This window comes from Sphingomonas crusticola (assembly GCF_003391115.1).
In the GTDB taxonomy this organism is placed as follows: domain Bacteria; phylum Pseudomonadota; class Alphaproteobacteria; order Sphingomonadales; family Sphingomonadaceae; genus Sphingomonas_I; species Sphingomonas_I crusticola.
Genome location: NZ_QTJP01000001.1, coordinates 2,442,384 through 2,454,785 on the forward strand (window position 1 = coordinate 2,442,384; position 12,402 = coordinate 2,454,785).

The 12,402-nt window shown below is 65.1% G+C and carries 9 protein-coding genes; 7 read left to right on the forward strand and 2 right to left on the reverse strand.

Annotated elements, in window-relative coordinates; translation table 11 throughout:
* Positions 1 to 13: 13 nt before the first annotated feature.
* Positions 14 to 2,833 (reverse strand): TonB-dependent receptor domain-containing protein, encoded by a 2,820-nt coding sequence (locus tag DX905_RS11665; protein ID WP_116091493.1) that lies wholly within the window; start codon positions 2,831 to 2,833, stop codon positions 14 to 16.
* A gap of 356 nt (positions 2,834 to 3,189) precedes the next feature.
* Between DX905_RS11665 and DX905_RS11670 the strand changes: the two genes are divergently transcribed.
* From DX905_RS11670 to DX905_RS11705, 7 genes are all read left to right on the forward strand, one after another.
* Positions 3,190 to 4,425 carry a DUF3089 domain-containing protein gene (locus tag DX905_RS11670; RefSeq protein ID WP_116091494.1) on the forward strand — a complete coding sequence of 412 codons (1,236 nt, stop codon included), beginning with the start codon at positions 3,190 to 3,192 and terminating at the stop codon, positions 4,423 to 4,425.
* A gap of 695 nt (positions 4,426 to 5,120) precedes the next feature.
* Positions 5,121 to 6,848, forward strand: coding sequence for an arginine--tRNA ligase (argS, locus tag DX905_RS11680; protein WP_240320827.1), 1,728 nt, complete (start codon positions 5,121 to 5,123; stop codon positions 6,846 to 6,848).
* 3 nt (positions 6,849 to 6,851) lie between these two features.
* Positions 6,852 to 7,691 carry an SPOR domain-containing protein gene (locus DX905_RS11685; protein WP_116091496.1) on the forward strand — a complete coding sequence of 280 codons (840 nt, stop codon included), beginning with the start codon at positions 6,852 to 6,854 and terminating at the stop codon, positions 7,689 to 7,691.
* A complete protein-coding gene (gene nagZ / locus DX905_RS11690; RefSeq protein WP_116091497.1) occupies positions 7,691 to 8,746 on the forward strand; it encodes a beta-N-acetylhexosaminidase in 1,056 nt (351 codons plus the stop codon). Before DX905_RS11685 ends, nagZ begins: the two co-directional genes overlap by 1 nt.
* Positions 8,747 to 8,836: 90 nt before the next feature.
* On the forward strand, positions 8,837 to 9,502 hold the full coding sequence (locus DX905_RS11695) for a CDP-alcohol phosphatidyltransferase family protein (protein ID WP_240320828.1): 666 nt from the start codon (positions 8,837 to 8,839) through the stop codon (positions 9,500 to 9,502).
* Between the two features lie 113 nt (positions 9,503 to 9,615).
* Positions 9,616 to 10,338, forward strand: a complete 723-nt coding sequence (locus DX905_RS11700) for a glutathione S-transferase (RefSeq protein WP_116091498.1) — start codon at positions 9,616 to 9,618, stop codon at positions 10,336 to 10,338.
* A 201-nt stretch (positions 10,339 to 10,539) separates the two neighbouring features.
* Positions 10,540 to 11,862 (forward strand): glycoside hydrolase family 1 protein, encoded by a 1,323-nt coding sequence (locus DX905_RS11705; protein WP_116091499.1) that lies wholly within the window; start codon positions 10,540 to 10,542, stop codon positions 11,860 to 11,862.
* A 57-nt stretch (positions 11,863 to 11,919) separates the two neighbouring features.
* Here the strand turns inward: DX905_RS11705 and DX905_RS11710 are convergent, their stop codons facing one another.
* Entirely contained in the window at positions 11,920 to 12,366 is a 447-nt protein-coding gene (locus DX905_RS11710) for a MarR family winged helix-turn-helix transcriptional regulator (RefSeq protein WP_116091500.1), read from the reverse strand.
* Positions 12,367 to 12,402 lie beyond the last annotated feature (36 nt).

The window sequence follows — 12,402 nt, forward strand, 5'->3', positions numbered from 1 at the left end:
TCCTCGATTCGGCCTAGAACTTGACGCGGACGCCGATGCGGAAGCTTCGTCCGATCGGATCGTACAGGTCGAACCGCCCGCCCAGGCCAGGCGCGGAATATTGCACGGTCGCAGGTATCACCGGCAGATCGATGGGATCGCGGTCGAACAGATTATCGATGCCGAAGGTCAGCGCATAGGCCCCGCGCCCGTCGAGACGTACGATGCCGGTGAGGCCGAACGTCATGAAGCTCTTCACGCGGTTATCGTCGACGTCGACACCGCTAACCCAATTGTTCTGCAATTTTGCGGGGCCGACATAGCGCCAGTTCAGCGTTAGCGAATACGGCCCCTGCTCGACGGTGGCGAACGCGTTCGCCTTGAACTTCGGCTCGCCGGGATTGAGGTCCGCGACCTGACCGGCCAGGTCGGTCACGTTGCCGAGCGCATCGACCTGCCGCAACACCGGCACGTAGGATGCCAGTCCCCGCAGGATGATCTGACCCTGGCCGAGACCGTGCCGGTAATCGGCCTCGAAATCCCAACCGTGCGTCTTCAGGCTGGCCGCGTTGAACGGGACCGTGTCGATCGAGAGGATGGCCTGGCTCGCGTCGCGGTGCACATACTGGCAATATTGCGTTTGTCCGGCATTGCAGAAAGCCAGTTCCTGCCCCGCGCTGATCGACGTGATCGCACCCTTCAAACTGATACGGTAATAATCGATCGAGAGCTGCAAGCCCGGCACGAAGCTGGGGCTGTAGATGATGCCGGCCGTCACCGTGTCCGCCAGTTCAGGCCTGAGGGCAGGGTTCCCGGTCGCATTGGTATATTGCGGATAGGTCTTGTTGGTCAGCGTGTCGAACACGGGCTGCTGCGTAAGTGTGCCGCCCGAGAAAAGGTCGGTGAGGGTCGGCGCGCGGATATCGCGCGAAAGCGTCGCGCGCACACGCAGGTCGCTGAACACCTGATCGGAAATGCCGACCTTCCAGGTCTTCACACTGCCGCTGGTGCTGTAATGGGTGATGCGGCCGGCTGCGTTCAACTCCAGCTTTTGGGCCAGCGGCGTGTCGTGAATGAGCGGAACGACCGCTTCCACGAACCCTTCCTTGATGTTGCGCTGCCCCGAAAAGGGCTGGAAATTCTGCACGGCATAGGCCCGCGCGCGCGCCAATTCGTCCTGTGTGGAATAAGCCTGGTTCTTGATATAGTCGCCGCCGAACGCGACCGACACGTCGCCCGCAGGCAGGGCAAACAGCGTTCCCGACGCGTCCGCCGAAAGGACGTCGAGCTTCACCACCGAATGCTGGAACGCCGTGCCGTGCGTATAGGCGATCGCTCCCGGGGACGCCACGCCGACGCCGAAGAGATTGAGCGGCACGCAGCCGTTGCCGGGGTTGGTCAGCGTCGAGCGGCAGACGATCGCGTTCGTGGCCGGATTGCGGACCGCATCCACCGCATTGTTGAAATTGGCGATGATGGTGTCGTTATAGGCGTACAGGTTGGTCGTCGATCCGCCGTGCGTATAGTAACCATGCCACTTCCAGGTCGAACCGATCTGCCCGTCCAGGCCGGCGACCACCCGCCACACCTCGCGCGCATTGTGCGACCTTGGGGGGCCGAAATCGACCGTGTCCTTGCCTAGGCTGAACGACGTTTGTCCGGCCGCGAGCAGGCGGCTGCGCAGCGTCGGATCGAGATACGCATTGTCGGAATTGATCGTGATGTTGCCCTGGCGCAAATAATTCAGGTAACCGTTCTCGTCATAATTCGTCTTTCCGTAGAACCCCTCGACATAGGCTTTCACGTTCGACAGCACGTCATAGTCGACATGCGCGAAGGCGTTTGTGTAATTGAGCGGCGTCGAGATCGACCGCGCGAGACCAACCGTATTGTCGAAATCCCCGCCATATTGGACGAGGCCCGACTGAGTGCCGAAATTATAGGGCGCGGGGGTGCCGGACGACCCGAGAAACTGGATGCCGCGCAGGGCTCCGGACGTGATCACGCCGCCCGGCGACACGTTTGACGGGCCGGCGTTGCTGATCGTGATCTGCCGGGGCTGCCCGTTGGTGGCGGTATAGGCCGGGTTGTTCACCACGGCCCGGCTCTTGAAGAAATCGCGGTCGATCAGATCGACGCCATCGCGCTGATTGAAGTAATCGATTTCGGCGACGAAATGGCCTCTGCCCTCGGCGACGCTGTGACCCGCGGTCAGATTCGCCTTCACATAGCTCGCGTCGCCGCGCTGCGTGATGCTGCTCTCGACGTTGATGCCGAGGCCCTTGTAATCGCGGTCGAGCACGAAGTTCACGACGCCTGCGACCGCGTCCGAACCCCACGCCGCCGAGGCGCCACCGGTGACGACCTCGACCCGTTTGATCAGACCGAAGGGCAGCGTCACGGTGTCGACGCCGCCAGCGGTGGTCGATTCAACCACGCGCCGGTTATCGAGCAGGACGAGCGTCCGTGTGGCGCCCAGGTTGCGGAGATTGACGAATTCTGCGCCGCCCCCCGCGACGTTGATCGCCGGGTTGCGGGCAGACGTGGCATTACCGAACGACGGCAGCTGGTTCAGGTAGGTTGCGATGGTCGGCGGGGCTTGCCGCGTGATCTCCGCTTGACCCACGACCGTCACCGGAGTCGGCTGCCGGAAGCCGTTCGCGGCAATGCGCGACCCGGTCACGACGACCTCGCCATCGGTGTCCTGCTGCGCGCCATCAAGCGCCTGATCGGGAGAAGCCTGGCCGACGACGGACGGATTAGCGGCCGTCGCCGTGGTCGTTGTGGCTTGACCGAATGCCGCCGACGGCAGGGCAATCGACGCGGCACCGCATAACAATACTGCCTTTAACATCGCACATCCTCCACCCAACGCGCTCTTCGGCACGATGAGAAAAATGTAGATGCGCCGCCCCCGCAATTGCAATCATTATTTCACGCGAGAGTGAATCACATGGGTAATCGGGGGCTTACCCATCTTCACTATAGTCAGGCGACCACATTTGCGCGCGGTCGTGACCAGATATGAGCTTCGTTTGGAGCTATAAGAGCGAGCGCCATAGCGCCCGAGCTCGGTGCGGACGTGCGCGGCCGTGCGCCGCCCGCCGTCGGAAAAGCATCAAGATATTATCTCTCTGCATAGTGAATTTGACAGGGCGAAGCGGAGAATGCCACAACCCTGCGAAGAACATATGACCAAGGAGCGGCGCGATGCATCACCCGAAGGGGGTCCGCTATCCGGCCCGTAATGTCGTGAACCGCGCTTCGCGGGGACTGGCAGGAGCGGCCTTCGCGATCGTCACGCTGCTGTCTTCCCCGGCCAGCGCCACGCCGGCTCCCGTCGCCTCCCCGGATTATAGCCGGCCGGATGCTTGGCTCTGTCGCCCCGACCGGCCTGCGGCGTCTGACGTCTGTGGACGTTCCAACCAAGACGCACTGGTCATTCGCGCCGACGGGTCGACACGCGTGGAGCATTTTCGGGCTGATCCACAGGCTCCGGTCGACTGCTTCTACGTGTACCCCACGGTGTCACTCGATCCCGGCGGGAACGCGACCATGCATGTCGGGCGGGAGGAGGTGGCCGTCGTCAATCAGCAGTTCGCTCGGTTTGGCGCGGTCTGCCGCCGCTATGCGCCGCTGTACCGCCAGGTAACGCTGGCGGCGTTGCACGCCAATATGCGCGGCGCACCGATTCCTACCGACCGTGCCATGGCCTATGAAGACGTGAAGCGCGCCTGGGACTATTACCTGGCTCACGACAATCAAGGCCGGGCAGTCGTCCTGATCGGTCACTCTCAGGGTTCCGCGCTCCTCGCTCAACTGATCAAGAACGAGATCGAGGGGAAGCCGGTGCAAGACCGCCTGCTGTCGGTGATACTCGCCGGATACCGGCTGCAGGTCCCTGTGGGCAAGGCCGTCGGCGGCGAATTCAAGGCGATCCCACTCTGCCGCGCCGCTCAGCAGACCGGTTGTGTCATCACCTTCGCCTCGTTCCGCGCCGACAGCCCCCCGCCGCCCGACGGGCGGGTGTTCGGAGCGTCGGCAGGGCCAGGGCTCGAAGCGGCATGCGTTAATCCCGCATCCCTGGCCGGGGGCGCCGCCCCGCTCCACGCTTACCTTGGCTCGGGCGCCGAGATGGTGACCGCCAGCGGCGAGCAGCAGGGCCCGTGGACCAACCCGCCGACGACCGTTCGCGAGCCGTTCGTCAAGGTGCCGGGGCTGCTCAGCGCGGAATGCCGCAGCGAGGCGAACCACAATTTCCTGGCGATTACCCTGCATCCGGATCCCCGCGGGCGGCGCACCAACGCGATCGTAGGCGACGTCGTGATTGACGGGCGGAGGCTGCCCGACTGGGGGCTGCACCGCATCGACGTCAACCTGACGATCGGGAACCTGATCGACGCAATTCGGGCTCAGACGCAAGCCCGTCTCGCGGATCGCCGCTGATCTCGACACGTTCACAAGCACCGCCGCTTCCAAACATAAAGGCCGCTCCGACCACGCGCTCGTGGACCTCAAGGAAGCGACCAATCCGACCATGCCGAGGCGGTGAAAGCCGCTCGTCTTGCGTTCGCCGTGGGCAAGGCCCTCGCCCGCCAAATGGACGCGCACGACCGAGCCGATTGGCCGGGCGTGCTCGAAGCCGACCGCAAGGCATGATCGATGCCCCGTCGCGGCTATGCGAGAGCGTCGTTTCTCTCGCGGGCAGCCACGAGGCGGGGCCGACGTCCGCCTGTGGCAGCAGACGAAGGCCGCTGAACCCCACCTCGTGTTCGTTGTAGCCGCAAGGCCACAAGTCGGCCTTATCCCAGTTGACAAATGTACGTATAAAGCGTACACGTGCGGTGATGCAGATTGTGTCCTTTCGAATTACGAACCTTTCCTCTCCCCGTTGGCAAAGGGCACAAATGCTCCAGGAAGTGTCGGCCGTTCGTGCCGGAGCGACGTCCTTCCGAGGTCGCATCACGATGCGCCGGCGCGGCAGGCAAAGCGCAATCATCAAGTTCGTTTCTGGTGTTTTTTTGTTTTTCCCTTCGGCGCGAGGCCTCCCCGCCGCTCGCCAGCGGACACGCCCCCGGGCGTGACGCACGATGATTGATCCGCTAACAGCGCCGCTTCTCTTAGCATTGGACCCGCAGACCTTGCCGACGCTTCATGCCCGTTTCGCCGCCGATCTCGCTGCCGCGCTCGATGCGCTGGAAGGGGAGGGCGCGCTGCCGTCCGGGCTCGATCGCCGCAACGTCACGGTCGAGCCGCCGCGCGATACCAGCCACGGGGATCTCGCCACCAACGCCGCGATGGTGCTCGCCAAGCCTGCGGGTACGAACCCGCGCGCGCTGGCGGCCTTGATCGAGCCCAGGCTGGCGGCGCTGGACTACGTCACCTCGGTCGCGATCGCCGGGCCGGGCTTCCTCAACGTGCGCCTGTCGGACCAGACGTGGCGTGACGAGCTTGCCAACATCCTTGTCGAAGCCGGCGATTATGGCCGCTCGGCGATGGGCCATGGCATCACCGTCAACGTCGAATATGTCTCGGCCAATCCGACCGGGCCGATGCACATGGGGCATGCACGCGGCGCCATTGTCGGCGACGCGCTCGCAACCTTGCTCGAATATGCCGGTCACAAGGTCGTCCGCGAATATTATATCAACGATGCCGGCGCCCAGGTGCAGACGCTCGCCCGCTCGGTCCACCTGCGCTACCGCGAGGCGCTCGGCGAGACGATCGAGATCCCCGAAGGCTTCTACCCCGGCGATTATCTGATCCCGATCGGACAGAGCCTCGCCGCCGAGTTCGGCCCTGCCTATGTCGGCAAGCCCGAAAGCGAATGGCTCGACCTGTTCCGCACGCGCGCGGTCGCGGCGATGATGGACATGATCCGCGCCGATCTCTCACTTCTCGGCATCCACCACGATGTGTTCGCGTCCGAGGCGGCGGTGCAGGATGCGGGCAAGGTCGAAAAGGCGTTCGCGCAGCTCCGCAAGGAAGGCCTGATCTACGAAGGCGTGCTCGAGGCGCCCAAGGGCGAGCTACCCGACGATTGGGAGCCGACCGAGATGACTCTGTTCCGCTCGACCCAGTTCGGCGACGATCAGGATCGCCCGGTGCGCAAGGCCGGCGGCGGGCTCACCTATTTCGGCACTGATCTCGCTTACCATGCGCAGAAGGCGGAAACCGCCGACATGCTGATCGACATCTGGGGCGCGGACCATGCCGGCACGGTCAAGCGCATCCAGGCGGCGGTGAGGGCGCTGACCCACGGCAAAAAGCCGTTCGACGTGAAGCTCGTCCAGATGGTCCGCCTGATGCGCGCCGGCGAGCCGGTCAAGATGTCCAAGCGCTCGGGCAAGTTCATCACCATCGCCGACATGGTCGAGGAGGTCGGCAAGGATTCGGTCCGCTTCACCATGCTGGCGCGCAAGGCCGACGCGCAGATGGATTTCGATTTCGCCAAGGTGGTCGAGGCGTCGAAGGACAATCCGGTCTTCTACGTCCAATATGCCCATGCCCGCATCGCCTCGCTCCATCGCCGTGCGATCGAGGCTGGGATCGCGCTGCCCGAGGCTGCGGACCTGTCGCTGCTCCATGGCGAGGAGCTGGCGCTGGTGAAACTGGCGGCCCAGTTCCCGCGCGTGATCGAAAGCGCCGCCAACACGCATGAGCCGCACCGCATCGCCTTCTACCTCTACGATCTTGCCGCCGCCTTCCACGCACTGTGGCACCGCGGCAACGATGATCCGGGACGTCGTTTTCTGGTGGCCGAGGATGGCGCGATTACGGCCGCACGTCTGGCGCTGGCCGATGCGATCGGGCAGGTATTGCGCAACGGGCTCGGCGTAATGGGCGTCGCGGCCGCGGAGGAGATGTAGGCGATGGCGGAAATCCGGCGCGGCTTCGGCGGTGAAGGGTTCGGCAATGAGCGCCTGCCATGGCTCGAGCCGGTCGAGGACGAGGACGATTATCCGGATACCGCCGGCGGGGGCGGCGGTGGCCGCGCCGCTTTGTGGATCGTGATCGCGCTGGTCGCGGCCGCCATCCTGTTCGGCGCCTTTATCGTGTGGCAGCGCCATCGCGCGGCGCGCGCCGATCTCGGCGAAATCATCCATGCGCCACCCGGCCCCTATAAGGAAAAGCCGGCCAATCCGGGCGGCCTCGCCGTGGACGAAAGCGGCGTGATCGCGGAGCGGATGGGCACCGGCAACGATATCGACAGCCCGATCGATCTCTCGCGCTTGCCCGAGCAGCCGGTCACCGGTCCGGGCAGCGATCCGAGCGCCACACCGCCTGCGGTCGCGCCCGCCGCGACCCAGCCGGGCGCGCGGCCAGCCGCTGCGCCCGCGCCGGCCGGCAACGTCGCCGCCAAGCCTGCGACCGCATCCGCGCCGCCGATCGTCGCCTCCGCCCCGGTGGTAAAGGCGCCGCCCAAACCGCTGCCGGTGAAGACACCCCCGGCCGCGATCGTCACGCCGCCGCCGCCATCGGTGGGCGGCAACACGATCCAGCTCGGCGCGCTTGCGAGCGAGGCCAAGGCACGCGCCGTGTGGAAAAGCCTTTCCACCCGCTTCAGCGCACTGGCGCCGCTCGCCATGTCGATCACGCCGGTCAAGGTCGGCGACAACACGCTCTACCGCCTGCGCGCGAGCGGTGGGGACGCGCGCAGATTGTGCGCCCAGCTCAAGGTCGCCGGCGAATCCTGCAACGTCGTCGACTGATGACGCCTTTGATCTTCGGGCTCGCCGGCCCGACCCTGACCGGTGATGAGCGCGCCTTCTTCCGCGACGTCGATCCGGCCGGCTTTATCCTGTTCAGGCGCAACGTGATCGATCGCGCGCAGGTGAAGGCGCTGACCGACGAACTGCGCGCGCTCTCCGGCCGCGCCGATGTGCCGATCCTAATCGACCAGGAAGGCGGCCGCGTCGCCCGCATGCAGCCGCCCCAATGGCCCGCTTTCCCGCCCGGCGGCGCCTTCGACGCGCTCTACGACACCGCGCCGATGTCGGCGATCGAGGCGATGCGCGTCAACGCCCAGGCGCTGGCGGTAATGCTGCGCGAGGTCGGCATCAACGTCGATTGCCTGCCCTTGCTCGACGTGCGGCAGCCCGGCGCCCACGACATTATCGGCGATCGCGCGCTGGGGTCGGAGCCGCTCCGCGTCGCTGCGCTCGGCCGCGCCACGCTTGACGGGCTGAGGGCGGGCGGCGCCGTCGGCGTGGTCAAGCACGTGCCTGGCCATGGCCGCGCGCTTGCCGACAGCCATATCGAATTACCCGTTGTCGATGCATCGGCCGAAGATCTCGAAACCGATCTGCGCCCCTTCGCCACCCTCAACTGGGCGCCGATGGCGATGACCGCGCACGTGATCTTCACCGCCTGGGATGCCGAGCGACCCGCCAGCCTGTCGCCGACGGTGATCGGCGACATCGTCCGCGGCCGCATCGGCTTCGACAATCTGCTTATGTCCGACGATCTCGGCATGCATGCCTTGAAGGGCAGCTTCACCGATCGTGCGGCGGGCGTGATCGCCGCAGGCTGCGACATCGCGCTCCACTGCTCGGGCGACATGGCCGAGATGCAGGCCTGCGCGGCCGGTGTTGGCGAGATCGCCCCGCGCGCACACGAGCGCCTGCTGGCCGCGATGGCGACGATCGCCGGGGATGCCGAAGATGCGTCCTTGGAGGCCCTGACCGCCAAGCGGGACGCGCTGCTGGCGCAGGGCATGCCGGCCGGAGCGATGAGTGTCCCTCCGGCGCAGCGCTATGACCGATGATCGGTCGGCCTCATAGTGAGGCCCGGCCTTGCAGCCGTCGAGCTTCACACGCGTTGTCCCGCCATGGAACCCGCACAAGCCGGCAGCGGCATGAAAGCGCCAACAATCTCGCTGACGCGCGTCCAACAGAACGTCTTGGCGGCAGGCGAACGGCGCCTGCTCGACAAATTATGTGCGGCCATGCCGTCCTGGATCAATCCAGACAGGCTGACCGCGCTGGGCATGGTCGGCTCGCTGATGATCTTTGCCGGCTACGCCGCCAGCAATTGGGCAGCGGGTTGGCTCGTATTGTCGCTGGGTGGCTATGTCCTGCAATGGTTCGGGGATTCGATGGATGGAAGCCTCGCCCGCTTCCGCCATATCGAGCGCCCTTCCTATGGCTACTTCCTGGATCATAGTTGCGACGGCATCACCGTTCTGCTGATCCTCGGCGGGTTGGGCCTGAGCCCCTATATCCGGCTCGATGTGGCGCTCACCGCGCTCGTCGGATATTTGCTGCTGTCGGTGCACGCTTTTCTCAGTGCCAAGGTCACCGATCAACTCAATCTCACCTATCTCGCGGCCGGGCCGACCGAGTTGCGGCTGCTGCTGGTCGGGCTGACCGTGGCGATGCTGCTGCTGGGGCCCGGTCCCGGCGCGTTCGGGCCGGTTTCCGGCTTCGATATCTTCGTCGGTGCCGTCGCGACGATCTTGCTCGTGCTGTTTGTTTCCCACACTGCGAAAGTCGCCCGTCAGCTTGCGAGAGCTGGAAAATAGACGCGGCGCCTTCGTGGGCGGCACCGGCATGGACGCGCTGAGCAGGTTCGCAGTGACGATCCCTGAACGAAAGGCCGGCCAGGGCGTTGTCGGCCGCATCACCGGAGCTCTCTATGTCCGACTACGACCTCTATTATTGGTCGGTGCCCTTCCGGGGTCAGTTCGTCCGCGCACTGCTTGCCTATGCCGGCAAAAGCTGGACCGAGCCTGGCGACGCGGCCATCGCGCAGCTGATGGATGGACCGGTGGCGGACATGCCGGTGCCATTCATGGGCCCGCCGGTGCTGGTTGACAATCACGCCGGTTTCGCCGTCGCCGAGATGCCGGCGATCATCCTTTACCTCGGCGAGACGCTGGGTCTGCTGCCGGGCACGGCCGCCTTGCGGGCGCTCACCATGAAGATCGTCAACGACGCCAACGATGTGATCGACGAACTCACGCGCGACGGTGGGCGCGAGATGTGGACCGAGCAGAGCTGGCAGGAATTCATCCCCCGCCTTCAGAAATGGATCTCGCTGTGGGAGGAGACCGGGCGCCGCCATGGGCTCCAGGCACAGTCAGGCTTCCTCCTTGGTAGCAATGCCCCGGGCGTCGCCGACATCGTCACCGCCACCTTATGGTCGACCATGGCAGACCGCTTCGCGGCGATTGACACGATCCTCCGCGAAACCGCCCCGATGACCATGGCCCTTACCCAGAGCGTCTCGAGCCTGCCGCCGCTGGCCGAACTGGCTAGACGCTCACGGGCCGAATATGGCGATGCCTATTGCGGCGGCCAGATAGAGGAGTCGCTGCGTAAGGTGCTCGGAGCGTCGCTTACGCCGGAAAGCAGCTGATAAGGTGGCCTCGGCCAAATCGGCGCACCGCTTGCGGACGGTGGCGGCGGTTGGCCGATGCATGCGCTCGTACAATGAGCCGGCAGTCAGGATGCCGCTAGGCACCTGCCGACGTTGCAATGCTAACTATCTAGTGAGTTACTGCTATTGCATTCCCCATCGTGACGGCACAACGACGGCCCGGCAGAGGAGAGGCACTCGATGGCGGAATGGGCATCCGAAATATCTCGCCGCACTCTGATTGCCGGCGCTGCCGCTACCATCGGCTATGCCGGCGCCGCGGACTCCATACCGCCGCGGCGGCGCCTGCTTCCGCCCGATTTCCTTTGGGGCACGGCGATCTCTGCCTACCAAAGCGAGGGCAATAATACCAACAGCGACGCCTGGATCGCGGAGAATGTCCGCCCGACCTTGTTCAAGGAACGATCGGGCGACGCGTGCGACAGCTATCACCGCTATCCGCAGGATATCGCGATCGCCGCGCGGCTCGGGTTCAACTGCTATCGCTTCGGGATCGAATGGGCGCGGATCGAGCCGAGCGACGGCCATTTTTCTTATGCCGAGCTCGACCATTACAAGCGCATGCTGGAGGCATGTCACGCCAGTGGGTTGAAGCCGGTTGTCACCTTCAACCACTTCACCACCCCGATCTGGTTCGCCGCCCGCGGCGGTTTCGAGATGTCCGACTCGCCCGATCTGTTCGCACGCTATTGCGGCAAGCTGGCCGAGCAGCTCGGCGGGCTGATGCATCTAGCGACGACCTTCAACGAAGCCAATATCCAGCAGTTGATCCAGGTGATGCCCGGCATGAGCGGGGCGCAGGCCGCTGCGCGTCCCATGATCGCGGCGGCGGCCAAGGCGACGGGTTCCTCCAGATTCTCGCGCCTGGCTTATGCCGATCCGGCAATCGCCACGCCGCTGATGCAGGCGGCGCACCGCCAGGGCTACGATGCGATCAAGGCGGCGCGGCCGGCGCTGTCGGTCGGGCTAACCCTCACCACCCAGGATGTCCAGCCGGTCGGGCCGGAATCATTGGCCGACACCTATCGCGAACGCCTCTACGGCAGCTGGGTGGAGGTGGCGCGCAGCCATGCCGACTTCATCGGCGTGCAGGCCTATACCCGCATTCTGGTCGATGCGACCGGTCCGGTCGGCCCGCCACCGGGCGCGGAGCTGACGTTGTCCGGCTATGAATATTATCCGCGCGCGCTCGCCAACACGATCCGCTGGGCGCACGCGACCATCGCCAAGCCGATCTACGTCACCGAAAACGGCATCGCCACCCGCGACGATGCCCGCCGCATCGCTTTCATCGACGAGGCCCTCGCCGGCCTGCGCGAATGCCTCGATGAAGGAATTCCCGTGCACAGCTACCTTTATTGGTCGCTGCTCGACAATTTCGAGTGGACCTCCGGCTACGGCGTGCCGTTCGGCCTGGCCGCGGTCGATCGCCAGACCTTCGCCCGCACGCTGCGCCCAAGCGCACTCCATCTCGGTGCTATCGCCAAGGCCAACCGGATCTAATCCGCCATCTTTCTCCGCCCTGCTGAACTCGTTTCAGCAGCTCTCCGCATCAGCGGGTCAGCTCTCCAACGCCTCCACATTCGCCAGCACCCGCTCCAACAGCGCCAGCAAGGTCGCCACCTCGCTCTCCGACAGGCCCCGCACGATTTCCTTATTGCCCTCGATCAATATCTGCCGCCCTGCCGGTAATCGCGCCCGCGCTTGGTCCGTCAGGGAGATGAGGCTGCTGCGCCGGTCCGCCGGATCGGGCTCGCGCCGGACGATCCCATCGCGCTCCATCCGCGCCAGCAATTGTGCCATGGTCGGCTGCTCCACTTTAGCCCGGCGCGCCAGATCGCCCTGCGACAATTTCCCGCCGTCCTTGAGTGCGGTCAGCACCGGCAATTGCGCGGTAGCGAAGCCTAGCGTGCGCAGCCGCCCGTCGCCGACGCGGGCGATGCCGCGCGCGATCCGGCTGAAATAATGGCCCGGCATCTTGTCTGCATGCCATTCGTCGACTGCCATTGCATAGCATCCTATGTTTAATGTATAGGTACCTAT